The organism is Defluviimonas sp. D31 (assembly GCF_033436765.1).
Classification (GTDB): Bacteria; Pseudomonadota; Alphaproteobacteria; order Rhodobacterales; family Rhodobacteraceae; genus Albidovulum.
Window position 1 is genome coordinate 251,848 of sequence record NZ_JAWQFN010000001.1, and the last position, 25,627, is coordinate 277,474.

General features: G+C 67.0%; 29 protein-coding genes. 12 read left to right on the forward strand and 17 right to left on the reverse strand.

Annotated elements, in window-relative coordinates; genetic code table 11:
* Position 1: 1 nt before the first annotated feature.
* The 6 genes from R5H32_RS01220 to R5H32_RS01245 form a co-directional block, all read right to left on the reverse strand.
* On the reverse strand, positions 2-853 hold the full coding sequence (locus tag R5H32_RS01220) for an ABC transporter permease (RefSeq protein ID WP_318336859.1): 852 nt from the start codon (positions 851-853) through the stop codon (positions 2-4).
* A complete protein-coding gene (locus tag R5H32_RS01225; protein ID WP_318336860.1) occupies positions 850-1,713 on the reverse strand; it encodes an ABC transporter permease in 864 nt (287 codons plus the stop codon). Before R5H32_RS01225 ends, R5H32_RS01220 begins: the two co-directional genes overlap by 4 nt.
* 156 nt (positions 1,714-1,869) lie before the next feature.
* A complete protein-coding gene (locus R5H32_RS01230) occupies positions 1,870-2,670 on the reverse strand; it encodes an ABC transporter ATP-binding protein (protein WP_318336861.1) in 801 nt (266 codons plus the stop codon).
* Positions 2,667-3,173 carry a hypothetical protein gene (locus tag R5H32_RS01235; RefSeq protein ID WP_318336862.1) on the reverse strand — a complete coding sequence of 169 codons (507 nt, stop codon included), beginning with the start codon at positions 3,171-3,173 and terminating at the stop codon, positions 2,667-2,669. The genes R5H32_RS01230 and R5H32_RS01235 overlap by 4 nt, the downstream gene beginning before the upstream one ends.
* Positions 3,173-4,627, reverse strand: coding sequence for a dihydropyrimidinase (hydA, locus tag R5H32_RS01240; RefSeq protein ID WP_318336863.1), 1,455 nt, complete (start codon positions 4,625-4,627; stop codon positions 3,173-3,175). The genes R5H32_RS01235 and hydA overlap by 1 nt, the downstream gene beginning before the upstream one ends.
* Before the next feature lie 277 nt (positions 4,628-4,904).
* Positions 4,905-6,155: a Zn-dependent hydrolase gene (locus tag R5H32_RS01245; protein ID WP_318336864.1), complete on the reverse strand. Its 1,251-nt coding sequence runs from the start codon at positions 6,153-6,155 to the stop codon at positions 4,905-4,907.
* A gap of 125 nt (positions 6,156-6,280) precedes the next feature.
* Between R5H32_RS01245 and R5H32_RS01250 the strand changes: the two genes are divergently transcribed.
* Both R5H32_RS01250 and R5H32_RS01255 read left to right on the forward strand, forming a co-directional pair.
* Complete coding sequence (locus R5H32_RS01250) at positions 6,281-6,913, forward strand: TetR/AcrR family transcriptional regulator (protein ID WP_318336865.1); 633 nt, start codon at positions 6,281-6,283, stop codon at positions 6,911-6,913.
* An 83-nt stretch (positions 6,914-6,996) separates the two neighbouring features.
* A complete protein-coding gene (locus tag R5H32_RS01255) occupies positions 6,997-7,821 on the forward strand; it encodes a class I SAM-dependent methyltransferase (RefSeq protein WP_318336866.1) in 825 nt (274 codons plus the stop codon).
* 9 nt (positions 7,822-7,830) lie between these two features.
* Here the strand turns inward: R5H32_RS01255 and R5H32_RS01260 are convergent, their stop codons facing one another.
* Positions 7,831-8,247, reverse strand: coding sequence for an ACT domain-containing protein (locus tag R5H32_RS01260; protein WP_318336867.1), 417 nt, complete (start codon positions 8,245-8,247; stop codon positions 7,831-7,833).
* Positions 8,248-8,346: 99 nt separating this feature from the next.
* Between R5H32_RS01260 and R5H32_RS01265 the strand changes: the two genes are divergently transcribed.
* Positions 8,347-8,985, forward strand: a complete 639-nt coding sequence (locus R5H32_RS01265; protein ID WP_318336868.1) for a TetR family transcriptional regulator C-terminal domain-containing protein — start codon at positions 8,347-8,349, stop codon at positions 8,983-8,985.
* Here R5H32_RS01265 and R5H32_RS01270 read toward each other — a convergent pair.
* From R5H32_RS01270 to R5H32_RS01280, 3 genes are all read right to left on the reverse strand, one after another.
* A complete protein-coding gene (locus R5H32_RS01270) occupies positions 8,970-9,320 on the reverse strand; it encodes a hypothetical protein (RefSeq protein WP_318336869.1) in 351 nt (116 codons plus the stop codon). The two genes, R5H32_RS01265 and R5H32_RS01270, sit on opposite strands and share 16 nt — an antisense overlap.
* Before the next feature lie 91 nt (positions 9,321-9,411).
* Entirely contained in the window at positions 9,412-10,713 is a 1,302-nt protein-coding gene (gene preA / locus R5H32_RS01275; RefSeq protein WP_318336870.1) for an NAD-dependent dihydropyrimidine dehydrogenase subunit PreA, read from the reverse strand.
* A gap of 11 nt (positions 10,714-10,724) precedes the next feature.
* Positions 10,725-12,059, reverse strand: coding sequence for an NAD(P)-dependent oxidoreductase (locus tag R5H32_RS01280; RefSeq protein ID WP_318336871.1), 1,335 nt, complete (start codon positions 12,057-12,059; stop codon positions 10,725-10,727).
* Between the two features lie 209 nt (positions 12,060-12,268).
* Here R5H32_RS01280 and accB point away from each other — a divergent pair, with 209 nt between their 5' ends.
* Genes accB through aat form a run of 3 tightly spaced genes read left to right on the forward strand, consistent with a single transcriptional unit; the run spans position 12,269 to position 14,773 of the window.
* The gene (accB, locus tag R5H32_RS01285) at positions 12,269-12,763 is read left to right on the forward strand and encodes an acetyl-CoA carboxylase biotin carboxyl carrier protein (RefSeq protein WP_318336872.1); all 495 of its coding nucleotides are present in this window, start codon (positions 12,269-12,271) and stop codon (positions 12,761-12,763) included.
* An 8-nt stretch (positions 12,764-12,771) separates the two neighbouring features.
* Positions 12,772-14,118 (forward strand): acetyl-CoA carboxylase biotin carboxylase subunit, encoded by a 1,347-nt coding sequence (gene accC / locus R5H32_RS01290; protein WP_318336873.1) that lies wholly within the window; start codon positions 12,772-12,774, stop codon positions 14,116-14,118.
* 25 nt (positions 14,119-14,143) lie between these two features.
* The gene (aat, locus tag R5H32_RS01295) at positions 14,144-14,773 is read left to right on the forward strand and encodes a leucyl/phenylalanyl-tRNA--protein transferase (RefSeq protein WP_318336874.1); all 630 of its coding nucleotides are present in this window, start codon (positions 14,144-14,146) and stop codon (positions 14,771-14,773) included.
* On the opposite strand, the gene R5H32_RS01300 is transcribed toward aat, so the two are convergent.
* The 6 genes from R5H32_RS01300 to R5H32_RS01325 form a co-directional block, all read right to left on the reverse strand.
* On the reverse strand, positions 14,737-15,099 hold the full coding sequence (locus tag R5H32_RS01300) for a DUF2155 domain-containing protein (RefSeq protein WP_318336875.1): 363 nt from the start codon (positions 15,097-15,099) through the stop codon (positions 14,737-14,739). The two genes, aat and R5H32_RS01300, sit on opposite strands and share 37 nt — an antisense overlap.
* Entirely contained in the window at positions 15,096-15,563 is a 468-nt protein-coding gene (locus R5H32_RS01305) for an outer membrane lipid asymmetry maintenance protein MlaD (RefSeq protein ID WP_318336876.1), read from the reverse strand. Before R5H32_RS01305 ends, R5H32_RS01300 begins: the two co-directional genes overlap by 4 nt.
* 4 nt (positions 15,564-15,567) lie before the next feature.
* Positions 15,568-15,942: an NADH:ubiquinone oxidoreductase subunit NDUFA12 gene (locus tag R5H32_RS01310; protein ID WP_318336877.1), complete on the reverse strand. Its 375-nt coding sequence runs from the start codon at positions 15,940-15,942 to the stop codon at positions 15,568-15,570.
* A gap of 260 nt (positions 15,943-16,202) precedes the next feature.
* Positions 16,203-17,471 carry an ATP-dependent Clp protease ATP-binding subunit ClpX gene (gene clpX, locus R5H32_RS01315; RefSeq protein WP_318337330.1) on the reverse strand — a complete coding sequence of 423 codons (1,269 nt, stop codon included), beginning with the start codon at positions 17,469-17,471 and terminating at the stop codon, positions 16,203-16,205.
* A gap of 132 nt (positions 17,472-17,603) precedes the next feature.
* Entirely contained in the window at positions 17,604-18,233 is a 630-nt protein-coding gene (locus R5H32_RS01320) for an ATP-dependent Clp protease proteolytic subunit (protein WP_318336878.1), read from the reverse strand.
* 167 nt (positions 18,234-18,400) lie between these two features.
* Positions 18,401-19,120, reverse strand: a complete 720-nt coding sequence (locus tag R5H32_RS01325) for a DUF1194 domain-containing protein (RefSeq protein ID WP_318336879.1) — start codon at positions 19,118-19,120, stop codon at positions 18,401-18,403.
* A gap of 126 nt (positions 19,121-19,246) precedes the next feature.
* Between R5H32_RS01325 and R5H32_RS01330 the strand changes: the two genes are divergently transcribed.
* The 6 genes from R5H32_RS01330 to R5H32_RS01355 all read left to right on the forward strand — a co-directional run bounded on the left by R5H32_RS01330 (position 19,247) and on the right by R5H32_RS01355 (position 24,709).
* Positions 19,247-19,618, forward strand: a complete 372-nt coding sequence (locus R5H32_RS01330) for a winged helix-turn-helix domain-containing protein (protein ID WP_318336880.1) — start codon at positions 19,247-19,249, stop codon at positions 19,616-19,618.
* A 60-nt stretch (positions 19,619-19,678) separates the two neighbouring features.
* Positions 19,679-20,419, forward strand: coding sequence for a molybdate ABC transporter substrate-binding protein (gene modA, locus R5H32_RS01335; RefSeq protein WP_318336881.1), 741 nt, complete (start codon positions 19,679-19,681; stop codon positions 20,417-20,419).
* Positions 20,416-21,096, forward strand: a complete 681-nt coding sequence (modB, locus tag R5H32_RS01340; RefSeq protein ID WP_318336882.1) for a molybdate ABC transporter permease subunit — start codon at positions 20,416-20,418, stop codon at positions 21,094-21,096. Before modA ends, modB begins: the two co-directional genes overlap by 4 nt.
* Positions 21,093-22,154, forward strand: a complete 1,062-nt coding sequence (gene modC, locus R5H32_RS01345) for a molybdenum ABC transporter ATP-binding protein (protein WP_318336883.1) — start codon at positions 21,093-21,095, stop codon at positions 22,152-22,154. Before modB ends, modC begins: the two co-directional genes overlap by 4 nt.
* Before the next feature lie 36 nt (positions 22,155-22,190).
* Positions 22,191-22,886, forward strand: a complete 696-nt coding sequence (locus R5H32_RS01350) for a sirohydrochlorin chelatase (protein ID WP_318336884.1) — start codon at positions 22,191-22,193, stop codon at positions 22,884-22,886.
* Between the two features lie 158 nt (positions 22,887-23,044).
* Positions 23,045-24,709, forward strand: a complete 1,665-nt coding sequence (locus R5H32_RS01355) for a Na/Pi cotransporter family protein (RefSeq protein WP_318336885.1) — start codon at positions 23,045-23,047, stop codon at positions 24,707-24,709.
* A 2-nt stretch (positions 24,710-24,711) separates the two neighbouring features.
* On the opposite strand, the gene R5H32_RS01360 is transcribed toward R5H32_RS01355, so the two are convergent.
* On the reverse strand, positions 24,712-25,614 hold the full coding sequence (locus tag R5H32_RS01360) for a phosphotransferase family protein (RefSeq protein WP_318336886.1): 903 nt from the start codon (positions 25,612-25,614) through the stop codon (positions 24,712-24,714).
* Between the last annotated feature and the right edge of the window lie 13 nt (positions 25,615-25,627).

Genomic DNA, 25,627 nt, shown 5'->3' on the forward strand with positions numbered 1-25,627 from the left:
GTCATTTCCGCCCTCTTTGCGAGGGATGCCAGAAGGTGACGGCCTTCTCGGCCGCCGCCACCAACCCGTAGAATGCCGACCCGGCCAGCGCGGCCACCGCGATCTCGGCCCAGACCATGTCGAGCGCGAGCCGCCCGACCTCCGTCGAGATCCTGAAGCCCATGCCGCGGATCGGCGATCCGAAGAACTCGGCCACGATAGCGCCGATCAGCGCAAGAGTCGTGGCGATTTTCAACCCGTTGAAAACGAAGGGCATCGCAGCCGGCAGCCTGAGCTTGAAAAGCGTCTGCCAGTAGGAGGCCGAATAGGTCGCCATCAGGTCGCGCTGCATCCGCTCGGTCGCGGCGAGCCCGGCGACGGTGTTCACGAGGACCGGGAAGAACACCATCACGACGACGACGGCGGCCTTCGACTGCCAGTCGAAACCGAACCACATCACGAGGATCGGCGCGATGCCGACGATCGGCAGGGCGGCGACGAAATTGCCCACCGGCAACAGCCCCCGCTGCAGGAAGGGCGAGCGGTCGATCGCCACCGCGGTCAGGAAGGCCGCGCCGCAGCCGATGACATAGCCCGACAGGGCGCCCTTGACGATGGTCTGGACGAAATCGCCCCAAAGGACCGGCACCGCCCCGGTGATGGTCTCCCAGATCGCGGAGGGCGGCGGCAGGATCACGCCCGGCACGCCGAGCCCGCGCACGATCCCCTCCCAGAGGACAAGCAGCGTCACCCCGAAGAGCGCCGGCACGAAGAACCGCACCACCCTTCGCCCCGCGAACCGGGAGCCCGCGAGCCGGGCATTCAGCGCCCAGGCCCCGAGCCAGAACAGGATTGCCCCCCAGAGCCAGCTCATCGCGCCATCCCCATCCGCCGCAGGGTGCCGCGCTCGATCCCGCCGATGATCATCACCAGTCCCGCGGCAAGGATCGCCGCCGCGAAGAGCGCCGCCCAGATCTGGATCGTCTGGCCGTAATAGCTCCCCGACAAGAGCCGCGCACCGAGACCCGACGTGGCCCCCGCCGGCAGTTCGCCCACGATCGCACCGACGAGCGAGGCCGCGACCGAGACCTTGAGCGAGGCGAAGAGATAGGGCATCGAGGCGGGCAGCCGGAGCTTCCAGAGCGTGTCCCAGCCCCCCGCATTGTAGGTCTTCAATAGATCGAGCTGCATCGCGTCGGGCGAGCGCAGCCCCTTCGCCATGCCGACCACGACCGGGAAGAACGACAGGTAGGCCGAGATGATCGCCTTCGGAATGAGCCCGGTGAGCCCGACCGAGGCGAAGACCACGATCACCATCGGCGCAATGGCGAGGATCGGGATCGTCTGGCTCGCGATCGCCCAGGGCATGACGCTCATGTCCATCGCCCGGTTGTGGACGATCCCGACCGCGAGCAGGATCCCGAGCCCGGTGCCGATGGCGAAGCCGACGAGCGTCGCCGAGAGCGTCACCCAGCCATGATAGACGAGGCTCCGCTTCGAGGTGACCTTCTGCCCCGCGAGCCCGTCCCAGAGCCCCTCGGCCACCTGGTGCGGCGCCGGCAGGACCGGGCGGTCCTGGTTCAGCGTGTCGACAACGACCTCGCCGAAACTCACCTCGACCCCGGCCCGCGCCGCCTGGTCGTAGGTCCACTGGCTGTTGAGCCAGACCGTCGCCGCATACCAGAGCGCGACGATGGCGGCGAGCACGGCGAGGATGGGCAGGACTGACCTCATTCCCCCGGCCCCCTCTTCTTTTTGAAAATATCCTCGGGGGGAGTCCCGGGCCTGGCCCGGGACCGGGGGGCAGACAGCCCCCAGTTCCCGGTCAAGACCGGCCCGACGCCGGCCGAAGACGTGCCATACACCTTGCCGACACTTCGCCGACCGCAGTCAGACCTCATCGCCATGCCCCGCCCTCAAGCCTTCCCGCACCCGGTGGGCGATCTCGATGAACTCCCTCGAATCGCGGATGTCGAGCGGCCGCTCCTTCGGCAGGGTCGACTCGATCACGTCGGTGATCCGCCCCGGACGGGGCGACATCACCACGATCTTGGTGGAGAGATAGACCGCCTCCGGGATCGAATGGGTAACGAAACCGATGGTCTTCTCGGTCCGCGCCCAGAGCTTCAAAAGCTCCTCGTTGAGCCGATCCCGCACGATCTCGTCGAGCGCCCCGAAGGGCTCGTCCATGAGAAGGATATCGGCGTCGAAAGCCAGCGCCCGTGCGATCGAGGCGCGCTGCTGCATGCCCCCCGAGAGCTGCCAGGGGAACTTCTTGCCGAAGCCCTCAAGATCCACGAGCGAAAGCACCTTCTCCACCCGCGCCGCCTGCTCTGCTCGCGAAAACCCCATGATCTCAAGGGGAAGCCTGATGTTCCCGGCGATCGTCCGCCACGGGTAAAGCCCCGCCGCCTGGAACACATAGCCATAGGCCCGCGCCTGCCGCGCCGCATCCGGCTCCATGCCGTTGACGGTGAGCGTGCCTTCCGTCGGATGCTCCAGCGCGGCGATGGCCCTGAGAAACGTGGTCTTACCGCAACCCGAGGGCCCGATGAAGGAAACGAAATCGCCCTTCTCGACCGTCAGGTTCACATCCTTCAGCGCATGGACGGGGCCGTCGCTGGTCTGGAACGTCAGCCCGAGCCCCCGCGCCTCGATTACGGTTCCGGCGGTTGTCGTGGTATCTTTCATGCGCACATCCGCCTGACGTCAGTTTCCGGTTCGGAGCGATAGATCATGGTCGCCGCCAACGCGCTGACCAACGCGGAAACAGACCCGACTGTGGCGAGAGCCGGGATACTGCGCTCCCAAGAATCGAATGCCCCGGCATTGGCCCAATCGGCGACGAACAATGCAGCCCAGAAGCCAAAGCCCGTGGCTGCCGCCGCAATCTGGGCCGCCCTGCGCCGCGACAGGCCGCGGGCAGACGCGAAACGGAAGCATGCGCTCCAGAATGCGATCGCGATGGGAAAGGCGTAGGGCGCCTTGAGGCCAATGAAAACGACGATCAGGGGCCCCCAGCCAAAGACTGCCCAGGGAAGAAACAGGAATGCACGCCCAATCTCCCCGGGATTTTGCCAAACAGCTATCAAAACAACGCACACGCTGTAGCCCAGAATGGAAAAGAACACCGAAGCGAACACCAGCCACACCAAGCGCGCGTCAAGCCCCCAGCGCATGCGGAAAGTCTTCATCACACCCCGCTCGCCGGAATGCCGGTCCGCTTCACCGGTCGTGGGCTCGTCAGCTCCTTCCAGCTCGACAGCGCCTTGTTGACCGGGTTGCCGGCCTCGCGGCGGACGAACTCGCCGTGGCCCTCGCGGGTCTCGACCTTGCCGTCGTTCACCGCGACCATGCCGCGGGTCAGCGTGTAGCGCGGCAGACCCTTCACGTCATGACCCTCGAAGACGTTGTAGTCGATGGCCGACTGCTGTGACTTGGCGCTGATCGTCTTGGTCCGCTCGGGATCCCAGACCACGATATCGGCATCGGCCCCGACAAGGATCGCGCCCTTTTTCGGGTAACAATTCAGGATCTTGGCGATGTTCGTTGAGGTAACCGCGACGAACTCGTTCGGCGTCAGCCGACCGGTGTTCACGCCATGCGTCCAGAGCATCGGCATCCGGTCCTCGAGCCCCCCGGTCCCGTTCGGGATCTTGGTGAAATCGCCCACCCCGAAGCGCTTCTGCTCGGTCGTGAAGGCGCAGTGGTCGGTCGCGACAACCGAGAGCGAGCCCGACATGAGCCCGGCCCAGAGGCTGTCCTGGTGCTTCTGGTTGCGGAATGGCGGCGACATCACCCGCCGCGCGGCATGGTCCCAGTCCTTGTTGAAATACTCGCTCTCATCGAGCGTCAGGTGCTGGATCAAGGGCTCGCCCCAAACGCGCTTGCCCTGCATCCGCGCCCGGCGAATTGCCTCGTGCGCCTCCTCGCAGGAGGTATGCACGACATAAAGCGGCACCCCGGCCATGTCGGCGATCATGATCGCGCGGTTGGTGGCCTCGCCCTCGACCTGCGGCGGACGGCTGTAGGCATGCGCCTCGGGGCCGGTATTTCCGTCCTCCATCAGCTTGCGCTGCAACTCGGCGACCACGTCGCCGTTCTCGGCATGGACGAGCGCGATGCCGCCCAGCTCCGCGAGCCGCTTGAACGAGGCATACATCTCGTCGTCATTGACCATCAAGGCGCCCTTGTAGGCCATGAAATGCTTGAAGGTGGTGATGCCCTCCTTCTCGATCACGTCCTTCATCTCGTTGAAGACCTGCTCGCCCCACCAGGTCACCGCCATGTGGTAGGAATAGTCGCAATTCGCCCGGCCCGACTTGTTGTGCCACATCTGCTTGGCATCAAGGAGCCCCTGCCCCGGCGACGGCAGCACGAAGTCGACGACCATCGTCGTGCCGCCCGCGAGCGCCGCTCGGGTGCCGCTCTCGAAATCGTCGGTGGAATAAGTGCCCATGAAGGGCATCTCCAGATGCGTATGGGGGTCGATCCCGCCCGGCATGACATAGCAGCCGGTGGCGTCGAGCACCTTGTCGCCCTTCAGGCCCTCGCCGATCTGAGCGATCTTCCCGCCCTCGACCAGCACGTCGGCCTTGTACGTCAGATCGGCGGTGACGATGGTGCCGTTCTTGATGACTGTGGTCATATTCTCGATCCTTATCTGTGCGGATTTGGTCGCAGTGCCCCGAAGTACCGCTCGTAGAGAACCGTGAGTTCGTCGGCAGTGATGTTCACACCCTTGCCCTGGCGATAGCTATTGGCCAAGCGAGCTTCTACACGATTGAGTATTGTCTCTCGAAGTTGATACGACTTCGCAGTTGGTTCGCTTGAAATCTTGGGCATGGCTACCGGACACGACGCAATTCCATAATAACAGCGATGCAAAGTGCATCGCCTCAAGTGCAGTGAGTGCATTTCTTGGTTCACCTCACGACCCCCGCCGTCTCCAGAACCGCGTGCAACAGCACATCCGTCCCCGCCGCCGCCCATTCCGGGCTGATCTCCTCGGCCTCGTTGTGCGAAAGCCCGTCGACGCAGGGGCACATGATCATCGCGGTCGGCGCCACGTCATTGATACAGCAAGCGTCGTGGCCGGCCCCCGAGACGATGTCCATGTGGCTGTAGCCGAGCCGTTCGGCCGCCGACCGCACGGCCTTCACGCAATCCTCGTTGAAGGCGGGCGGGTCGAACTGGCCGACGATCTTCGCCTCGAATCCGACCCCGATCTCCTCGCAGAGATTCGGCGCGCGCTCCATGAACTCCGCTACCATCGCGTTGAGCTTGGGAAGGATATGGGTCCGCATGTCGACCGTGAAGACGACCCTACCGGGGATGATGTTGCGCGAGTTCGGGTAGACGTCGATATGGCCGATGGCGCCCACCGCGTTCGGCTGGTTCTTCATCGCGATCTCGTGGACGAGCTCGGTCACCAGCGCCAATCCCCGGCCCGCATTCTTGCGCATGTGCATTGGCGTGGAGCCGGTATGGCTCTCCTTCCCGGTCACGGTGCATTCGATCCATCTGAGCCCCTGCCCGTGGGTAACAACGCCGATATCCTTGCCCTCGGCCTCCAAAATCGGGCCCTGTTCGATATGCAGCTCGAAGAGCGCGTGCATCTTGCGGTCACCAACCTTTTCGTCGCCGACCCAGCCGATACGCTTCAGTTCGTCGCCGAATGTCTTGCCGTCATGGTCCTCGCGGTCATAGGCCCACTGCAATTCATGCTTGCCCGCGAAGACCCCGGAGGCGAGCATCGCCGGGGCAAAGCGCGTCCCCTCCTCGTTGGTCCAGTTCACCACCACGATCGGGTGCTTCGTCTTGATCCCGAGGTCGTTCATCGTTCGGACGCATTCGAGCGCCCCGAGCACCCCCAGCACCCCGTCATACTTGCCCCCGGTCGGCTGGGTGTCGAGATGCGAGCCCATGTAGACTGGCAGCGCGTCCGGGTCCTCGCCTTCGCGGCGCGCGAACATCGTGCCCATCTGGTCGACGCCCATCGTCATGCCGGCGGCCTCGCACCAGGACTGGAAGAGTTTCCGCCCCTCGCTGTCGGCGTCGGTCAGCGTCTGGCGGTTGTTGCCGCCCGCGACGCCCGGGCCGATCTTCGCCATCTCCACGAGTGAATCCCAAAGTCGTGCGGGGTCAATCCTGAGGTTCTCTCCGGGTGCGGACATCTCTCTCCTCCTGTCGGTCGCCCCCGGGATCTTGATGCCCCTTGCGGCGACTCTCTTTCTGACCGTATGGTCAAGGTTGAGAGCACCACAACCTGACCAACCGGTCAACGAAAATATTGAGGGACATGGCCGCATCCGGACGCATCTCGAAGCGCGACGCCACGCGGCGGGAAAACGAGGCGCGGATCCTGGCGGCGGCCGAGAAGGTCTTCGCCGAGGCCGGGTTCGGCGGGGCGACGATGCAACTCATCGCCGACATGGCGGGGCTGCCCAAGGCCAACCTGCACTACTATTTCGCCACCAAGGAAGAACTCTACCGCAAGGTGGTGCAACAGATTTTCGAGATCTGGCTGCATGCGGCGGACAGTTTCGACGATGCCCCCGGCCCGGTCGAGGCGATCGGCGCCTATATCGACGCGAAGATGGAGATTTCGCGCCGCCACCCGTTCGGCTCGAAGGTCTGGGCCTCGGAGGTGATGCACGGCGCGCCGGTGATCCAGGATTACCTGGAAACCACGCTGAGGGAGTGGACAAAGGGCCGAGCGGGCCTGATCCAGCGCTGGATCGACGAGGGCAAGATGGCGCCGGTGGACCCGAGGCACCTCCTCTACATGCTCTGGGCCACGACCCAGCACTACGCCGACTTCGGCCACCAGATCGAGACGCTAAACGGCGGCAGACCCCTGAGCGACCGGCAGTGGAAGGCCGCCAAGGAGAGCGTCAAGACGATCATCCTGCGCGGGATCGGTGCGGCCTGAGCCCGGCCGAGACGTCACGATTGACTTCGATGCCGCTCCCGGCCGATGCTTGGCGCGCGGGGCGGACATATCGGAGCAGTGGTATGGCGGTAACGCGCCCGAGCGAATTTCGGTATTTCTTCGGCCGGCGGGCCAAACTCCTCTACGAATGCCTCGGCTGGCATCTTCGGAACGCGACCGACCTCAGGTTCATGAACTATGGCTTCGCCTTCGATCCCGGCGCGCCGGGACCGGACCTGCAGCGGGAAGACGAGGCCGAACGCTTCTGCGCCCAGCTCTACCATGTCGTCGCCACCCAGATCGACCTCAGCGGCAAGCGGGTGCTCGACATCGGCTCGGGCCGCGGCGGCGGTTCGGCCTATGTCCACCGCTATCTCCGGACCGGCCAGATGATCGGCTGCGACCTTGCCGAGCGCGCGGTCGAGTTCTGCCGCCGCGTTTATGACGGGATCGACGGGCTTCTGTTCCAGCATGGCGACGCGATGGCCATGCCCTTCGGCGACGGCGAGTTCGACGCCGTCCTCAGCGTCGAGAGCGCGCATTGCTATCCCGACCGGCAGGCGTTCTTCCGCGAGGCGCACCGGGTGCTCAGGCCCGGCGGCAGCCTGCTCTACGCCGATTTCACCCCCGCCCGCGTCGCGCCCGGCACGGCTCTGGTCGAAACCCGCAAGGGCCTTGCCGCCGCCGGCTTCGCTGAGGTCCGGATCGCCGACATCACGCCGAACATCGTCCGGGGGCTCGAAAACGACGCCGGCCGGCGGACGGTCGAGATCGACCGGCGCTTCCCGCCCGGCACAAGGCGCGCGGTGCGGCTCTGGGCCGGGACGCCGGGCTCGTGGATCTTCCGCGACTTCCAGGAGGGGCGGCGCGAATACCTGATGTGCCACGCGACCCGGCCCGTCGGTTGACTGGCGCGCTCACCGCGCGGCGGCGGAGCCCTGAAGGCGCAGGAGGATCGCCAACGCCTCCCCGGCGCGGTCGGCGGGGACGAAGGCATGGTCATGGTGAAAGGCCGCCACCATGTTGCAGGCGATGCTCTCCGCCGCGAGCGCCGTGGCGACCGCGGCGGTCAGCCCGACGCCCTCGAGCGACGAATGCACGTTGAGCCGGATCAGCCGCATCGGCGATGCCGTGTCGATGCCGTGTGCGGCGGCGACCGCCTCGGGCAGGATCAGTGACAGGCCCTCGTCCTCGCGAAAGACCGAAAGCGCGGCGTCCAGAAGCGCGGCGCTCGCGCTTCCGCCCGGCAGGCTGCAGAAGACGAACGATCCGGGCAGAAGCTCCGGCGACATGCCCGCGATCATGGCGCTTGTCTCAACGACCGGATCTGGCACGCTTGCCTCCTTCCCTACCGCCGGGTTGGCGGAAATGACGTTTGACCTTCCGGTCAAATACACGCTAGCTGATGAGAGGACGTCAAGGGAGAGAACCGCGTGCAGGACCGGCAGACCGCCGAGCGACCGCTGACACGGATACAGCGCAAGAACCGCCAGACCATCCTCGAAGCGGCGCTCGACGCGTTTTCCAGCTACGGTTTCCGCGGCACCACCGTCGATCAGATCGCCGAGCTTGCGGGCCTGTCGAAGCCGAACCTGCTCTACTACTTCCCCTCCAAGGAAGCGATCCACGCCGAGCTTCTGTCGATGCTGCTCGATACCTGGCTCGATCCCTTGCGGGCACTCGACCCCGAGGGCGAGCCGGTCGCGGAGATCCTTGGCTATGTCCGCCGCAAGCTCGAACTCAGCCGCGACTACCCGCGCGAAAGCCGGCTCTTCGCCAACGAGATCCTGCAGGGCGCGCCGCGGATCATGGAGGCACTCGAGGGCGAGTTGAAGGCGCTCGTCGACGAGAAGGCGGCGCTGCTCGCGGACTGGGCGGCGGCCGGGCGGATCGCCGACCTGCCGCCGCATCACCTGATCTTCTCGATCTGGGCGCTGACCCAGCATTACGCCGACTTCGACGTCCAGGTCCGCGCGGTGCTCGGTCCCGGCCACGATCCCTATGCCGAGGCGCAGGGCTTCCTCGACACGCTCTTCGGAAAACTCCTCGCGCCGGATCAGCGCAACGGATAGCGGTCGCCCTTTTCGTCGATCAGCAGAACCCGGTCGCCATTGCGGACGTAAAGATCGCAGCGCGACCAGCCGTTCAGGAACTCGACGCAGACCGAGCCGTCATCCTCGATCCGGTAGCGCCCCTCGGCACGGTCGCCGCCGTCATAGACATAGGCATAGGCCCCGTCGGCACCGTATTCGGAGCGCCCGCCATCGTAGAAGCGAATGTCGTTCCCGGCGATGAAGGCCGCGATCCCGTCCGGCGTGAAGACCTCATCGCCCGGCTTCATCGCCCAGCCCTCGGCAGCGGCCGGCTGGGCGAGGCCGAAGGCCGCGAGGATCAACAGAGGTCTCACAAGATCATCCTCTCCCCGCCGGCAGGGAGGCACCGGCGGGGAGAGGGGAACATGCGGGCGCGCCCGCTGTCAAACCACCATCCGGTGAGCCCTATTCTGCCGCCTGCGCCATCGGGTTGTTCGGATGGGTCGTCCAGTTGGCGTAGTCGCCCACCTTCTTGCCCGTTCTCGGATCGACCTCGCCCTTCGCGAGCGGCCGCATGGTGATGCAGTTCTCGACCGGGCAGACATCGATGCAGAGGTTGCAGGCGACGCATTCCTCGTCCTTGACCGAGAACACCCGGTCCTCGCCCATCGCGATGGCCTGGTGCGAGGTGTCCTCGCAGGCGGCATAGCAACGGCCGCACTTGATGCAGAGGTCCTGATCGATCTCGGCCTTGGTGACGTAGTTGAGGTTGAGATACTGCCAGTCGGTGACATTGGGCACCGCGCGGCCGACGAGATCGGCGGTCGAGGTGAAACCCTTGCCGTCCATATATTCCGACAGGCCCGAGATCATCTCCTGCACGATCTTGAAGCCGTAGGTCATGGCTGCGGTGCAGACCTGTACGTTGCCGGCACCGAGCGCCATGAACTCCGCAGCGTCGCGCCAGGTCGTGACCCCGCCGATGCCGGAGATCGGCAGGCCGCGGGTTTCCGCGTCGCGAGCGATTTCCGAGACCATCGAGAGCGCGATCGGCTTCACCGCCGGGCCGCAATAGCCGCCGTGGGCACCCTTGCCGTCGATCGAGGGTTCGGGGCTGAAGCTGTCGAGATTGACTGAGGTGATCGAGTTGATCGTGTTGATCAGGCTCACCGCATCGGCGCCGCCGCGCTTGGCGGCCGCCGCGGGCTTCCTCACATCGGTGATGTTGGGGGTGAGCTTGACGATGCAGGGCATCCGGCTGTGCTGCTTCACCCAGCGCGTGACCATCTCGATATATTCCGGCACCTGCCCCACGGCCGAGCCCATGCCGCGCTCGCTCATGCCGTGCGGGCAGCCGAAGTTGAGTTCGACCCCGTCCGCGCCGGTATCCTCGACCGCCTTCAGGATCGCCTTCCAGCTTTCCTCGTCGCAGGGCACCATGAGCGAGATGACCAGCGCCCGGTCCGGGTAGTCGCGCTTGACCTGCTTGATCTCGCGCAGGTTCACCTCGAGCGGCCGATCGGTGATCAGCTCGATGTTGTTGAGCCCCAGAAGCCGCCGGTCGGCGCCCCAGATCGCGCCGTAGCGCGGGCCGTTGACGTTGACGACGGGCGGGCCTTCGGACCCGAGCGTCTTCCAGACCACGCCGCCCCAGCCCGCCTCGAAGGCGCGGCGGACGTTGTATTCCTTGTCGGTCGGCGGGGCCGAGGCCAGCCAGAACGGGTTCGGGGATTTGATCCCGATGAAATTGGTCGTCAGATCAGCCATTGGTGCCTCCCTCAGCCCATCAGGCTCGCATGAATGTCCTCGGCCGCGTCGCGGCCCTCGGCGACGGCGGTGACGGTCAGGTCCTCGCCGCCCAGGGCGCAGTCGCCCGCCGCCCAGACGCCGGGGATCGAGGTCCGGCCCGCGCCGGTCACCGCGATCTTGCCGCCCTCGATCTTAAGCCCCTCGGGCGCGCCGTCGAGCGTCTGGCCGATCGCCTTCATCACCTGGTCGGCCTTCAACAGGAACGTCTCGTCCTTCAGCTTGAGCCCGCCCGGACCGTCCTCGGTATAGGCGAACTCGACCTCTCGCGCGGCGCCGTTGCCGATCACGCGCACCGGCGCGGCATTGTGAAGGATACGGACACCGACCGAGGTCGCGTGTTCCTGCTCGTGGCCCGACGCCGACATCTTCTCCGGCCCGCGCCGGTAGACGATGGTGACGTTCTCGGCGCCCAGAAGCTTCGACTGCACCGCGGCATCCACCGCCGTCATGCCGCCGCCGATCACCACGACATCGCGGCCGATGGCGAGTTTCGCCTTGTCGGGCTCCTGCCTGAGCCCGGCAATGAAATCGACGGCCGAAAGAACGTTCCCAAGGCCCTCGCCCTCGGCGCGCAGCGCGTTGACACCGGCCAGGCCGATGGCGAGCACCACCGCGTCATGGTCGGCTTTCAGCCCGTCAAGCGTCAGACCGCTGCCGAGCGACTTGCCGGTCTGAACGGTGATCCCGCCGATCTTCAGGAGCCAGTCGACCTCGGCCTCGGCGAAGCCACCGGGGCTCTTGTAGCTCGCGATGCCGTATTCGTTGAGCCCGCCCGCCTTCGGGCGCGGGTCGTAGACCACCACGTCGTGGCCCTTCATCGCCAGCCGGTGCGCCGCCGCCAGCCCCGCCGGTCCGGCGCCGAGAACCGCGATCCGCTTGCCGGTCGCCGCCGCGCGGTGGAAGGGATGGCTGCCCTTCTCCATCAGCGTGTCGGTGGCGAAGCGCTGCAACCGCCCGATCTCGACCGGCTTGCCCTCGGCCACCTCGCGCACGCAGACCTCCTCGCAGAGCGTCTCGGTCGGGCAGACGCGGGCGCACATGCCGCCGAGGATGTTCTGCGAAAAGATCGTCTTCGCGGCCGCCTCGGGCGTGCCGGTCGCGATCTGGCGGATGAAGAGCGGAATGTCGATCGAGGTCGGGCAGGCGGTCATGCAGGGCGCGTCATGGCAGAAATAGCAGCGGTCCGCCGCGACCCGCGCCTCGTGCGCATCAAGGCGCGGCGCGATGTCAGAGAAGTTGCGGGCATAATCCTCTGCCCCGAGGCGCCCGGGCACGATGCCCGGCGTGAGCTGGCTGTTGGTCAAGGCGGCCTCCCTCCGTCCGTTCTTGAGGAAAGGCTGCCACCGAATCATTTTTTTATCAACTGGTAAATTTTTTGGTTGCAGCCGGTTTTTGGGTGGCGGTGCGGTGAAACTCGCGGCTTTCCTCGGCCGGACCAAGCGCGTATAAGCGGCGGGAAACGGAAAGTCCGCAGAGCAAGACGGGCATCCGACAGGACCGATCGAGGACGGCAATGACCAAGAATCCCCATGAAAGTGATGTGGCCTTCATCGAGGCTCTGGCCGAGCTTCTGAACAAGAGCGGGCTCGCCGAACTGAGCGTGAAGCGCGAATACGGCGACAATGACAGCCTGAACGTCAAGGTCACGAAATACGCGGCCCAGATCGCCGCGCCAGCCGCCTTCGCGGCCCCCGCCCCGGCCGCAGCGCCGGTCGCCGCCACCCCGGCCCCGGCCGCCGCTCCGGCGGCGCAGCCCGCCGATCCCGCCAGCCATCCCGGCGCCGTGATCTCGCCGATGGTCGGCACCGTCTACCTCGCCGCCGAGCCCGGCGCGGATCCCTTCGTGACCGTCGGCGCCCAGGTCAAGGAAGGCCAGACCGTCCTCATCGTCGAGGCGATGAAGACTATGAACCACATTCCCTCGCCGCGTGCCGGCACCGTGAAGCGCATCCTCGTCGAGGATGGGAGCCCCGTCGAATACGGCGCGCCGCTGCTCATCATCGAGTGAGGCGCGCGATGTTCGAGAAAATCCTCGTCGCCAACCGGGGCGAAATCGCGCTCCGCGTGATCCGCGCCTGCCGCGAGATGGGCATCCGCTCCGTCGCGGTGCATTCGACGGCAGATTCCGACGCGATGCACGTGCGCATGGCCGACGAGTCGGTCTGCATCGGCCCCAACCCCTCGTCGCAAAGCTACCTGTCGATCGCCTCGGTCATCTCGGCCTGCGAGATCACCGGCGCTCAGGCGATCCATCCGGGCTACGGCTTCCTCTCCGAGAACGCCAATTTCGTCCAGGCGCTCGAGGACCACGGCATCACCTTCATCGGCCCGACCGCGGAACACATCCGCATCATGGGCGACAAGATCACAGCCAAGGACACCGCCAAGAAGCTCGGCATCCCGGTCGTGCCCGGCTCGGATGGCGGCGTGCCCGACACCGCGACAGCCAAGAAGGTGGCCAAGGAGATCGGCTATCCGGTCATCATCAAGGCCACCGCCGGCGGTGGCGGCCGCGGGATGAAGGTCGCCAAGGACGAAAGCGAGCTGGAGATCGCCTTCCGCACCGCGCGTTCCGAGGCGAAGGCCGCCTTCGGCAACGACGAAGTCTACATGGAGAAGTACCTCCAGAAGCCGCGCCATATCGAAATCCAGGTCTTCGGCGACGGCAAGGGTAACGCCGTCCATCTCGGCGAGCGCGACTGCTCGCTGCAGCGCCGTCACCAGAAGGTCTTCGAAGAGGCGCCCGGCCCCGTCATCACGCCCGAGCAGCGCGCCGATATCGGCGCGATCTGCGCCAACGCGGTCGCCAAGATCAACTACATCGGCGCCGGCACGATCGAGTTCCTCTACGAGGACGGCGAGTTCTACTTCATCGAGATGAACACCCGGCTCCAGGTCGAGCACCCCGTCACCGAGGCGATCTTCGGAGTCGATCTCGTGCGCGAGCAGATCCGCGTCGCCGAGGGCTATCCACTCTCGTTCACCCAGGACGATCTGGTGGTGAACGGCCATGCGATCGAGGTCCGGATCAATGCCGAGAAGCTGCCGAACTTCTCGCCCTGCCCCGGCAAGATCACCCAGTACCACGCGCCGGGCGGCCTTGGCGTGAGGATGGATTCCGCGCTCTACGACGGCTATTCGATCCCGCCCTACTACGACAGCCTGATCGGCAAGCTCATCGTCCACGGCCGCGACCGGCCCGAGGCGCTGGCGCGGCTGAAGCGCGCCCTGAGCGAGCTCATCGTCGACGGAATCGACACCACGATCCCGCTGTTCCACGGGCTCCTGCAGGAAGACGACATCCTGACCGGGAACTACTCGATCCACTGGTTGGAAAAGTGGCTGGCACGGGAATTCGGCTGAACCGGATCGCGGACCGGGCCGGGCGATGCTGACGCCGGAGGGGATGCTTGCGGGCTATGCGCGGGGCATCTTCCCGATGGCGGAAAGCCGCGGCTCGGACGAGCTGCACTGGATCGACCCGCGCCTGCGCGGGGTGATGCCGCTCGACGGCTTCCGCATCTCGCGCTCGCTCGCCCGGAGGATCCGGAGCGGGCGGTTCGAGATCTCCATAGACCATGCCTTCTCAGAGGTGGTCGCCTTGTGCGCGGCGCGGGAGGAGACCTGGATCAACGCTCCCCTCGCCGCGCTCTACGACACGCTCCACGCGCGCGGCCACGCCCATTCGCTCGAGGTCTGGGAGGAGGGCACGCTCGTCGGCGGGGTCTTCGGCCTGACGCTAGGTGCTGCGTTCTTCGGCGAGAGCATGTTCTCTCTCCGGCGCGACGCCTCGAAGGTCGCGCTCGCCTATCTCGTGGACCGGCTCCGCGCCGGGGGGTTCATGCTCTTCGACACCCAGTTTCTCACGCCGCATCTCGCCTCGCTCGGCGGGGTCGAGATTCCGCGGTCCGAGTATCGTGCACGTCTTTCGAAGGCCGTGCGCGGAATGGCCGACTTCACCGCACCCGCGGTGCCCGCGCCTCAGCTGCTCTTGCAGCGCAGGAGCCAGACGTCGTAGCGCGGATCGTCGAGCGCCGAGAGCGCCGGGCTCGACGCGACCATCCAGCCGTCGAACTCCACGGTCCCGGCCGCGCTGTCCGTGATCGTCATGTGCGCGTAGGCATTGGCGCTCGGGTCTGCGACCGGATAGCGGCAATCGGACAGCGAGACGATGAGCCGGCCGAAGGTCTTCGTTTCTCCCGCCGCGATCTCGATGTCCTCGGTCGCGCCCGAGACCTTGTCGAGACCGCGCAGGACCGCGCCCGGCGCGCTCGCGACCTCCTGGGCAGCGGCCGCGCCGCCGCCGAGAGCGAGCGCCAGAAGCAGAAGAAGGCGGGCGGTCATGGCAGGGCGGGCTCCGCCGTTTCGTCGCCGCCGCCGACGAATTTCATCATAAGGGCGATCACACTCACTGCACCTTGGGTGTTCTCGATCTCGGCACCGGGCTCGAGATCCATCGGGCTTCCGCCCGGCAGGATCTCGAGGAAGGCGCCGCCAAGGAGCCCCTCGGAAGCGATCACCGCGGTGCTGTCATCGGGCACGACGACGCCGTTGCGGACAGTGAAACGCGCATCGGCGAAGAAGGTCTCTGGGTTGAGCGCCAGTTCGGTGACCGAGCCCACCTTGACGCCGGCCATGCGGACATCGGTGCCGATCGTGATGCCCTCGACAGAGCGGAAGCTCGCGGTCAGGTCGTAGCTGTCACCGGTTTGGGTGATGCCGTTGCCGTCGCCGGCATAGACGAGGAAGCCGAGCGCGACCGCAAGCACGCCAGCACCGGCCAGAACCTCTGTCGTGTTCTCGGCCATCGCCCTATTCCGGGCTCCAGGCCTCGTAGTCGCGCCGCTCGGCCGGAGCGGCGCGGCGGATCGAACCTGCCGGCGCATAGGCAAGAGCGGTGCCGGTCAGGTTTTCCTGGTGCGGCTTTTCCCATTCCTTATGCTTGAGCGCGGCCTTGGTCGGCGGCTCGTCCCAGGTAAAATGGAGCCAGCCGTGCCAGTCCGGGCTGACTCGCGAGGCTTCGGATTCGCCGTTGTAGATCACCCAGCGGCGCTTGCCATCACGGGTCTGGTAGAAGGCATTGCCCTGCGCATCCTCGCCGACCTTCTGGCCGTTGCGCCAGGTGAAGAGCTGGGTGCCGAGCGTCTGGCTGTTCCACCAGGTCAAAAGGCGCAGCAGGAAATTCATGGACATCCTCCGGGCATTGCTGCCCCCTTATAGCGCAGGCGCGGGCGAGGTCCAGTGCCGACGGGCACCAGCGGCATATCGCCTCGAACCCTGAGGCAGAACGCTCTCGCGGCGTTTTCAGCGTGGCGACGACGCGGCAGGTTGGTAGCTACCGAAGGTGCCAACCTCGGGCTTGTCATGAATGCGCCGCACACTCTGCCGGAAAACGCAACGCCGCGGCCGGTTGCCCGGCCGCGGCGCGAAAAACGGCAAAGATTGGATCAGCCCGCCGTAGCGGCCTTCTCGCCCTTCGAGTCGGCGTGGATCAGCAGGGGTTTCGCGCCGGAATCGACGGCTTCCTCGTTGACCACAACCTCCGAGACCGAGGTCATGCCCGGCAGTTCGAACATTGTGTCGAGCAGGATATCCTCCATGATCGAGCGGAGGCCCCGCGCGCCGGTCTTGCGCTTGATCGCGCGCTTGGCGATCGCGGTGAGCGCGTCGGCGGTGAAGGTCAGCTTCACCCCTTCGAGATCGAAGAGCCGCTGGTACTGCTTGACAAGCGCGTTCTTCGGCTCGGTCAGGATCGTGACCAGCGCCGCCTCGTCGAGGTCGGTCAGCGTCGCGATCACCGGCAGGCGGCCGACGAATTCCGGGATCAGGCCGAACTTCAGCAGATCTTCCGGTTCGAGCTCGGTGAAGAGCTCGCCCACGCCGCGCGCATCGGGATCCTTGACCTCGGCGCCGAAGCCGATCGCCGACCCTTTGCCGCGCTGCGCGATGATCCGCTCGAGCCCGGCGAAGGCGCCGCCGCAGATGAAGAGGATGTTCGTCGTGTCCACCTGCAGGAACTCCTGCTGCGGATGCTTGCGCCCGCCCTGCGGCGGCACGGAAGCCACGGTGCCCTCCATGATCTTCAGGAGCGCCTGCTGCACGCCCTCGCCCGAGACATCGCGGGTGATCGAGGGGTTGTCGGACTTGCGGGTGATCTTGTCGACCTCGTCGATATAGACGATGCCGCGCTGCGCCCGCTCGACGTTGTACTCCGACGCCTGCAGGAGCTTCAGGATGATGTTCTCGACATCCTCGCCGACATAGCCCGCCTCGGTCAGCGTCGTCGCGTCCGCCATCGTGAACGGCACATCGAGGATGCGGGCCAGCGTCTGCGCCAGAAGCGTCTTGCCGCAGCCCGTCGGCCCGATCAGCAGGATGTTCGACTTCGCGAGCTCGATATCGGCCGATTTCGAGGCGTGGTTGAGGCGCTTGTAATGGTTGTGGACCGCGACCGAGAGCACGCGCTTGGCATGCTCCTGGCCGATCACGTAATCGTCCAGCACCTTGCAGATGTCGCGCGGCGTCGGCACGCCGTTTGCCGACTTGAGCCCGGTGGACTTCGTCTCTTCACGGATGATGTCCATGCAGAGCTCGACGCATTCGTCGCAGATGAAGACCGTGGGGCCGGCGATCAGCTTGCGCACTTCGTGCTGCGACTTCCCGCAGAAGGAGCAGTAGAGCGTGTTCTTGCTGTCGCCGCCTGAATTCGTTGCCATCGTCATCCTCTGAGGCCAGTTCGCCTGTCGTCCATCATTTTATGGCGGCCCTTTCCGACAAGATTAGGGCAGCCCCCGGATCACCACAATGCAAAATTGCCCGCCACCGCCTGGCGATGGCGTGCAGACCACTTACTTCGAATCGCCCTCACCCGGACGCGCGTCGAGGATCTCGTCGATCAGACCCCAGTCCTTCGCCTCCTCCGGCGACATGAAGTTGTCGCGTTCGAGCGCCGCCTCGACCTTTTCCAGCGGCTGATCCGTGTGCTTCACGTAGATCTGGTTCAGCCGGTCCTTGAGCTTCTGGGTCTCCTGCGCATGGATCATGATGTCCGTCGCCTGACCCTGGTAGCCGCCAGAGGGCTGGTGCACCATCACCCGGCTGTTCGGCAACGAGAACCGCATCCCCTTTTCGCCCGCCGTCAGGAGAAGCGAACCCATCGAGGCCGCCTGGCCGATCACCAGCGTCGAGACCTTCGGCCGGATGTACTGCATCGTGTCGTAGATCGAGAGACCCGAGGTCACCACGCCGCCGGGCGAGTTGATGTACATCGCGATTTCCTTCGAGGGATTCTCGGCCTCGAGGAACAGGAGTTGGGCGCAGATCAGCGTCGACATGCCGTCATGGACCGGCCCCGAAAGGAAGATGATCCGCTCCTTGAGGAGGCGCGAATAGATGTCATAGGCCCGTTCCCCGCGCGAGGTCTGCTCGACCACCATCGGCACGAGGGTGTTCATGTAGATGTCAAAGGGGTCTTTCATGCTCGTCCGCCTGTCGCTGTTCCCGGGGTGAATGCTTATGCACATAACCTTGCGCAAGTCTTAGAGGCGCGCACCGGGGCCTGCAAGGGCCGCGGGCGCACTTCTGGCGCTTGCCGGCCCGCAGGATGCGCGCCCGAAAGCGCCGATCGGGCCGCGACTGCCTTGCCTCATTGGCCGGCGCGCGCCACCGCCGGGCCGCCGCCGCCCGATATTTCGAGGATGAGCTTGCGCCTGACCGCCGCCGCGAAAGCCTCGCCGCCGTCCGCGGTCACGACGAAGGCGCCCTGCCCGCCGATGATCCTGTCGGCGAACTCCGTCTCCAGATCGCCCGAGCCCGACCGGCCCGACGCGCAGATCCGGCACAGCACCGCTAGGCCGTTGATCGTGATTCCGGCCTCGAGCGCGGCCCGGCGCCCCTCGGCGATGGTCGGCCCGTTGAAGTTGCCCGCGGAATCGCCCGAGAAGTCGATGATCCGTCGCCAGCCCGCGATCTCGTTGCCCTCGATCAGGTCGCGCCCGAAGATCAGCGCCGCCCCGATCGCGTTGCGGCCCCGCGCGCGGCGCGGCGGTCCCGTCAACGCCGCCGCGAAGCGTTCCGCCGCGGCCTGACCGTCGATCACCGTCCAGGGAACGACCACGTCCTGGCTGTCGAACCTCCCCCATTCGACATAGGTGACCGCGATGCTGCCATAGGCCGTGCGGCGGATCGCCGCGACGACGGCCGGGTCGGTGATCGCCCGCGCATAGCCCTCGCGCTGGAACAGGATCTCGCCGTCGTCGATCGAGCCCGAGCTGTCCGCCAGAAGCACCAGCTCCAGATCCACGTCGGTCTGCCCCAGGACCGGCGCGCCCCAGAGCGCGGCAAGACAGGCCAGCACACGCAGCATCGCTTCACCCTCCGAGCGCCCCCACGGCCCGGAGACTAGCACGCCGAACGCCCCGGCCACAGCCCGCCCACGCTTTCGCGCGGCGCGGGCGGCGCCTAACATGCACACCGATCGCGAGGATTCGTCATGCCCAAAGCCTCCCGCCTCTCACCCGGCCTCAAGCTGCGCCTCGTCGTCGAGGGCGGCGAATGGCTCGGCCCGGGCAAGGCCGACCTCCTCGAAGGCATTGCCGAGACCGGCTCGATCTCGGCCGCCGGCAAGCGGATGCGGATGAGCTACAAACGTGCCTGGAGCCTCGTCGAGGCGCTGAACGCGATGTTCCGCGAGCCGCTGGTGGCCGCGAGCCGCGGCGGCGCCGGCCACGGCGGCGCCGAACTGACTGACGCCGGGCGCAGGGTGCTCGCGCTCTACCGGCAGATGCAGGAAAAGGGCGCCGCCGCGCTCGCCTCGGAGATCGAGGAAATCCACCGACTCTCCGTTATGTCCGAAAAGAAATAACGCTTGCCACACCGCGCGAAACGCCGTTACCTCCAGACAGACACAACGCAAGGAGTGCCGATGCGCCGCGCCGTCCTACTGGCCCTGCTCGCGCTGCCGGGCCCCGCGGCCGCGGAGAGCGCGCTCGTCGCCGTTGCGACCAATTTCCGTCCCGTGGCCGAGATCCTGGCCGAGGAGTTCACCGCCGAGACCGGCCACGAGATCCGCCTCGCCGCCGCAGCCACCGGCAAGCTCGCGGCCCAGGTCGCCTCAGGGGCACCCTTCGACGTCTTTCTCTCGGCCGACGAAGCGACCGTCGACAAGTTGATCGCCGAGGGACAGGCCGATCCCGAGCACCGTTTCACCTACGCGATCGGCCGGCTCGTGCTCTGGACAAACGACGACCGTGCGGATCTTTCCGACCCCGGCGCGTACCTTGCGACGCTGAAACATGTGGCGATCGCCAATCCGGACCTCGCGCCCTATGGCAGGGCCGCCCTGCAGACCATTGACTCACTGGGGTTTTCTGACGCCGTTGAAGGCAAGATCGTGCAGGGCGAGAACATCGGCCAGACCTTCGCGATGGTGCGCAGCGGCGCCGCCGGGGCCGGCTTCGTCGCGGCCTCGGCGCTCCATGCCGATCCGACTCTGGCAGGCAGTTCCTGGCCGGTCCCGGAAAGCGCACACGATCCGATCCGTCAGGACGCTGTGCTGCTCGCCCGCGCCGAGGGCAATGCCGCCGCCCTCGCCTTTCTTGACCACCTGCGCGGCGCCAAGGCGCGCGCCGTGATCGAGGCGAATGGCTACGAAACCCTGCCATGAGCCCCGGCGACCTCGCCCCTTTGTGGCTCACGCTGCGCCTCGCCGCGCTGGTGACGGCAATCCTGATGCTGCTCGGCACCCCGCTCGCCTGGTGGCTCGCCCATACGCGTTCACGCCTCGCCCCGGTGGTCGAGGCGGTGACCGCGCTGCCGCTCGTTCTGCCGCCGACGGTGCTCGGCTTCTACCTGCTCCTCGCCTTCAACCCCTCGGCGCCGCTCGGCCAGCTCTGGCTCTCGGTCACGGGCAGCACGCTCACCTTCTCCTTCGCCGGGCTCGTCATCGCCTCGCTGCTCTATTCGCTGCCCTTCACCGTCCAGCCGCTCCAGGCCGCCTTCACGGCGCTCGGCCGCGCGCCGATGGAAGCGGCGGCAAGCCTGAGCGCGTCCCCGCTTGACGCCTTCCTCACCGTCGCCGCCCCGCTCTGCCTGCGCGGCTACCTGACCGCGGCCGTGCTCACCTTCGCCCATACGCTCGGCGAATTCGGGGTCGTCCTGATGGTTGGCGGCAACATTCCGGGCGAGACCCGCGTCATCTCGATCGCGATCTACGAAGAGGTCGAAACCCTTGACTACGCGGCCGCGCATGTCCTCTCCGGGATCCTGCTCGCGCTCTCCTTCGCCATCCTGCTCGCCCTCTACTGGATCAACGGCCGGCATCGGCAAGAGGCGCGGCGATGACCGAAATCGACCTGAAAATCAATCTCCAACACCCTGATTTCTCTATTGCAATGGACAGGCGCATCGCCCTGTCCGGCCTCACCGCGATCTTCGGCCCGAGCGGCGCGGGCAAGAGCACGCTCCTGCGGATCATCGCCGGTTTCGAGCGCGGCGCGGGCCGTGTCGCCTTCGGGGACGAGACCTGGGAGGACGGGCGCCGCTTCGTGCCGCCGCACCGGCGGCGAGTCGCCACGGTGTTCCAGCAGCCGCGGCTCTTCGCCCATCTCGACGTTGCGGCCAACCTCGCCTATGCCGCCCGCCGCAACGGCCAGGCGGCGGCGCAGGGCGCGCTGATCGACCGTTTCGACCTTGGCCCGCTCCTGCGGCGCCGAACCGAGGCGCTCTCGGGTGGCGAGGCGCAGCGCGTGGCGCTTGCCCGCGCGCTCCTGACCCGGCCGCGCCTGATCCTGATGGACGAGCCGCTCGCCGCCCTGGACCACGCCCGGCGGGGCGAAATCCTGCCCTATATCGAAACCCTGCGCGACGAGGCGCGGATCCCGATCCTCTACGTCAGCCATTCGCTCTCCGAGGTCGCCCGGCTGGCAACCCAGGTTCTGGCGCTCGACCGCGGCCGGGTCACCGGCCTCGGCCCCGCCGCCGAGATCCTTGCCGAGGCCGCCGCCCGGCCCGGCGTCGTCGGCACCGAGCCCGGCAGCCTGATCGCCGCGCGCGTCACCGGCATGACCGACGACGGGCTCTGCGAACTCGGTTTTTCCGGCGGCACGATCCTTACGCCCGAGGCGATGGGGCCCACCGGCGCGCCGGTTCGCCTCTTCATCCGCGCCCGCGACGTGATGCTCGCGCGGACCCGGCCCGACGGCCTCAGCGCGCTCAACATCCTGCCCGCACGGGTCGAGGCCGTAACGCCCCTTGACGACGCCGCCGCCGAGGTCGCGCTCGATTGCGGCGGCGCGGCGCTGCGCGCCCGCATCACCCGCCGCTCGGTCGCCGCCCTCGACCTCGCGCCCGGAACCGAATGCCACGCGATCCTTAAGACCGTGGCGCTCGCCCGCGACTAGTTGCGTTCCGCCGCCCATCCGCTAGGCTCCGACCCCATGTCCCGCACCGCGCTCATTGTCGCCCATGGCCAGCCCTCCGATCCCGAGCCCGCCGAGGCCGACCTCACCGCCGTTGCGCAAGCCGTGGCTCGCGAACTATCGGGCTGGACCATCGTTTCGGCCACGCTCGCCGAGCCAGACGCCCTGAAGAACGCGCTGAAAGGCGCTGATAACCCTGTAGTATTTCCGTTCTTCATGGCTGATGGCTGGTTCATTCGAAGCCTCCTGCCGCGCCGCCTTTCCGAAGCCGGCGCCGGGCATCTGCGGATCCTCTCTCCCTTCGGCGTTCTACCCGAAACAGCAGACCTCGCGATCCGCATCGTCCGCGACGCCTGCGCCGCGGAGGACTGGCTGGAAACCGACACGACGCTGATCCTTGCCGCGCACGGATCGGGACGCAGCCGCGCCCCCGCCGAGGCGGCCCGCGCGACCGAGGCCGCCATCGCCGGCGCCCTTCCTCTGGCCGGGCTCCGCACCGGCTTCATCGAAGAGGCGCCAGACCTCGCCGGGGCCGCGCGCGACGCCGGCCCGCGATCGCTCTGCCTGCCGCTGTTCGTGGCGCGGTGGGGCCATGTCATCTCCGACATTCCCGCGGCGCTCGATGACGCCAGCTTCGCCGGACGGCTCCTCGACCCGATCGGAACCCATCCCGACGTACCCGCGCTGATCGCCGGCAGCCTTCGGTCGGCATGAGCCGCACGGCGCTCGCACCACTGTCACGGATCGGCAATACCGCTATAGTCCCTGCGATCCGGTTGCGAATGGCCATTGTGTCCGCCCCGGCAATGTGAAGGTTTTGTGACAGTTTTGTAACGGCCGCGACTCGCAGCCACGCCCCGGAGGACCGCCGCTTGCCTGAAACCTCGCCGATGCTGTTCGTCCTGCATGTCGCGGGCGCCGCCGCGCTTCTGATCTGGGCCGTGCGACTCGTGCGGACCGGCGTGGAGCGCGGCTGGTCGGTCCAACTCCGGCGACTGCTGCGGCGTGGCTCGGATAGCCGCTGGCTCGCCGCACTCTCCGGCACCGGGGCGGCGGTGGTGCTGCAAAGCTCGACCGCCGTGGCAATCCTGACCTCGAACTTCGTGGCCGGGGGCACGCTCGCGGCGGGGGCGGGCCTCGCGATCCTGCTCGGCGCAGATCTCGGCTCGGCGATCGTGGCGCAGATCCTGCTCACCCGCGCCGACTGGCTGGTGCCAGTCCTGCTCGTCGCCGGCGTGGGGATGTTCCTGAAATCGTCGAGCCGCGATTTCCGTATGGCCGGACGGGTGCTGATCGGGCTCGCACTCATCTTCGTCTCGCTGACGATGATCCGCGATGCGACCGAACCCCTGCGCGACAGCACTGGCCTGGCAAGCGCGATGCGCTATCTCGGCGGCGACCCGGTCACCGCCTTCGTTATCGGCGCGCTCTTCGCCTGGGCGGTGCATTCCTCAGTCGCCGCGGTGCTCCTTTTCGTCACGCTCTCGGCGCAGGGCATCCTGCCGGTCACGGCGGGCGTCGCGATGGTGCTCGGCGCCAACCTCGGCGGTGCGGTCATCGCCTATGTGCTCACCCTCGGCTCCGAGATCGCCGCCCGCCGGGTCATCGTCGCCAATCTCGCGCTCCGTGGCGGCGGTGCGGCGGCGGCGCTGATGGCGCTCTCGTCGTTCGCGCCCTCGCTCGACCTGCTCGGCGCGACGCCCGCGCGCCAGGTCATCAACCTGCACCTTGCCTTCAACCTCGCGCTAGCGCTCGTTGCCCTGCCGCTCACCGGACCGGTCCTCGCGCTCGTCGGGCGCTGGATCACGCCCCCGCCGGAGGCGGCGAGCCTCGCGCGGATCAGCGCGCTCGATCCCGCCGCTCTCTCGCAGCCCGACCGCGCGCTTGCCTGCGCGGCACGCGAGGTGCTGCAGATGGGCGAAGGCGTCGAGGCGATGCTGCGCACCGTCGCGGGCCTATACGAGACCTGGGACGACGGGACCGCCGCCGCGATCCAGGCCAAGGAGTCCGACGTCGACAAGATGCACATCGCGACAAAGCTTTATCTCGCGAAGTTGCAGCGGTCGACCGCCGACGAGGATGTCAGCCGCCGCGGGCTCGAACTCGCCGACATGGCGGTCAACCTGGAAAGTGCCGGCAACGCCATCGCCGACACGATGCTCGGTCTCGCCCGCCGCCTCGACCAGAGCGGGGCGAGCTTCTCGGAAAGCGGCTGGAAGGAGATCAAGGACTTCCACGACCGGGTACTCGCCAACGCGCAATCCGGGCTCAACGTGCTGATGACGCTCAATCCTGACGCCGCCCGCGCGCTGGTTGAGGAAAAGGACCATGTCCGCGACATGGAGCAGCGCCTGCAACGCTCGCATCTCGACCGGCTGAAACAGGGCCTGACCGAGAGCATCGAGACCTCGAACATCCACCAGGAAACGCTCCGGGCGCTGAAGCAGGTCAACTCCGCCTTCACGATGATCGCCTATCCGATCCTGTCGGAGACGGGCGATCTTCTGGCGAGCCGACTGACCCGGCAAAGCGGTTGAAGTCAGGCCGCCACCGCCTTGAGATGGCGCGAGAACTCCGGATCGGCCATCAGCGCCTTGCAACGCCCGAAACGACCGTCGGCATAGGCGCGGAAATCCTCGGCCGGGTTGCCCGCGGCAAGCTGGATGAGGCCCCAGAGCGTCCAGAGAAGGTCGCACATCGCCTTGTAGATCACCATTCGCCCCCGGTCGCGCGGCGAGGGTTCACCGCCGAAATAGGCCCGCAGCATCTCTTCGTCCTGATCGGCCCCGAATCCGCCCTCGACCGAGAGATCGCCGAGATCCCACATCGGATCGTTCATGCCGGAATATTCCCAGTCGACGATCCACATCCTCTCCCCGGTATCGAGGAAGTTCTCGCACAGCGGATCACAGTGGCAGGGCGCAAGCGGCAGCGGCCTCGCGGCCAGTGCGGCGCGCACCGCGCCCGCCTCGGCGACGACGTCGTGATAGCCCTCCGGCAGGGCCACGTCCTTGGTCGCGAGCACGCCGAGATAGTCGTCGATCATCGCGAACAATTCGAAGCGGAACGGGAAGACCGCACCCGAGCCATGCAGCTTCGCGAAGGCCGCGCCCGCGCGCCCCGCGGCGCCGGAGCGGGAGCGGAAAGCCTCCGGGCTCATCGTCACAGTGTTCGCGATGAACTCGGTCACCATGATCCCGGTGGCAGGATCGGCATGGATCACCGTCGGGCTCACCCCCGCCCGCGCCGCCTCGCGCGCGGCGACCGCCTCGTTGGCGCGGTCGATATATTCCTCGGTTCCCGCGCCCGGCAGCCGCAGGCAATGGCTTCCCACCCGGTAGACCCGGTTGGTGAGCCCGCCAAGTCGCTCGACCGCCCCGCCCTCGCCTGCAAGCACCGGGATCGCCGCGATCGCCGCCCTCAGTTCCTCGTCCTCACGCATCGGCCCTCCCTTC

Excerpts from the sequence above, each read along its gene's own strand:
- R5H32_RS01220 (WP_318336859.1), bottom strand. The coding sequence starts at position 853 with ATGAGCTGGCTCTGGGGGGCAATCCTGTTCTGGCTCGGGGCCTGGGCG.
- R5H32_RS01225 (WP_318336860.1), bottom strand. The coding sequence starts at position 1,713 with ATGAGGTCAGTCCTGCCCATCCTCGCCGTGCTCGCCGCCATCGTCGCG.
- R5H32_RS01230 (WP_318336861.1), bottom strand. The coding sequence starts at position 2,670 with ATGAAAGATACCACGACAACCGCCGGAACCGTAATCGAGGCGCGGGGG.
- R5H32_RS01235 (WP_318336862.1), bottom strand. The coding sequence starts at position 3,173 with ATGAAGACTTTCCGCATGCGCTGGGGGCTTGACGCGCGCTTGGTGTGG.
- hydA (WP_318336863.1), bottom strand. The coding sequence starts at position 4,627 with ATGACCACAGTCATCAAGAACGGCACCATCGTCACCGCCGATCTGACG.
- R5H32_RS01245 (WP_318336864.1), bottom strand. The coding sequence starts at position 6,155 with ATGTCCGCACCCGGAGAGAACCTCAGGATTGACCCCGCACGACTTTGG.
- R5H32_RS01250 (WP_318336865.1), top strand. The coding sequence starts at position 6,281 with ATGGCCGCATCCGGACGCATCTCGAAGCGCGACGCCACGCGGCGGGAA.
- R5H32_RS01255 (WP_318336866.1), top strand. The coding sequence starts at position 6,997 with ATGGCGGTAACGCGCCCGAGCGAATTTCGGTATTTCTTCGGCCGGCGG.
- preA (WP_318336870.1), bottom strand. The coding sequence starts at position 10,713 with ATGGCTGATCTGACGACCAATTTCATCGGGATCAAATCCCCGAACCCG.
- accB (WP_318336872.1), top strand. The coding sequence starts at position 12,269 with ATGACCAAGAATCCCCATGAAAGTGATGTGGCCTTCATCGAGGCTCTG.
- accC (WP_318336873.1), top strand. The coding sequence starts at position 12,772 with ATGTTCGAGAAAATCCTCGTCGCCAACCGGGGCGAAATCGCGCTCCGC.
- aat (WP_318336874.1), top strand. The coding sequence starts at position 14,144 with ATGCTGACGCCGGAGGGGATGCTTGCGGGCTATGCGCGGGGCATCTTC.
- R5H32_RS01300 (WP_318336875.1), bottom strand. The coding sequence starts at position 15,099 with ATGACCGCCCGCCTTCTTCTGCTTCTGGCGCTCGCTCTCGGCGGCGGC.
- R5H32_RS01305 (WP_318336876.1), bottom strand. The coding sequence starts at position 15,563 with ATGGCCGAGAACACGACAGAGGTTCTGGCCGGTGCTGGCGTGCTTGCG.
- R5H32_RS01310 (WP_318336877.1), bottom strand. The coding sequence starts at position 15,942 with ATGAATTTCCTGCTGCGCCTTTTGACCTGGTGGAACAGCCAGACGCTC.
- clpX (WP_318337330.1), bottom strand. The coding sequence starts at position 17,471 with ATGGCAACGAATTCAGGCGGCGACAGCAAGAACACGCTCTACTGCTCC.
- R5H32_RS01320 (WP_318336878.1), bottom strand. The coding sequence starts at position 18,233 with ATGAAAGACCCCTTTGACATCTACATGAACACCCTCGTGCCGATGGTG.
- R5H32_RS01325 (WP_318336879.1), bottom strand. The coding sequence starts at position 19,120 with ATGCTGCGTGTGCTGGCCTGTCTTGCCGCGCTCTGGGGCGCGCCGGTC.
- R5H32_RS01330 (WP_318336880.1), top strand. The coding sequence starts at position 19,247 with ATGCCCAAAGCCTCCCGCCTCTCACCCGGCCTCAAGCTGCGCCTCGTC.
- modA (WP_318336881.1), top strand. The coding sequence starts at position 19,679 with ATGCGCCGCGCCGTCCTACTGGCCCTGCTCGCGCTGCCGGGCCCCGCG.
- modB (WP_318336882.1), top strand. The coding sequence starts at position 20,416 with ATGAGCCCCGGCGACCTCGCCCCTTTGTGGCTCACGCTGCGCCTCGCC.
- modC (WP_318336883.1), top strand. The coding sequence starts at position 21,093 with ATGACCGAAATCGACCTGAAAATCAATCTCCAACACCCTGATTTCTCT.
- R5H32_RS01350 (WP_318336884.1), top strand. The coding sequence starts at position 22,191 with ATGTCCCGCACCGCGCTCATTGTCGCCCATGGCCAGCCCTCCGATCCC.
- R5H32_RS01360 (WP_318336886.1), bottom strand. The coding sequence starts at position 25,614 with ATGCGTGAGGACGAGGAACTGAGGGCGGCGATCGCGGCGATCCCGGTG.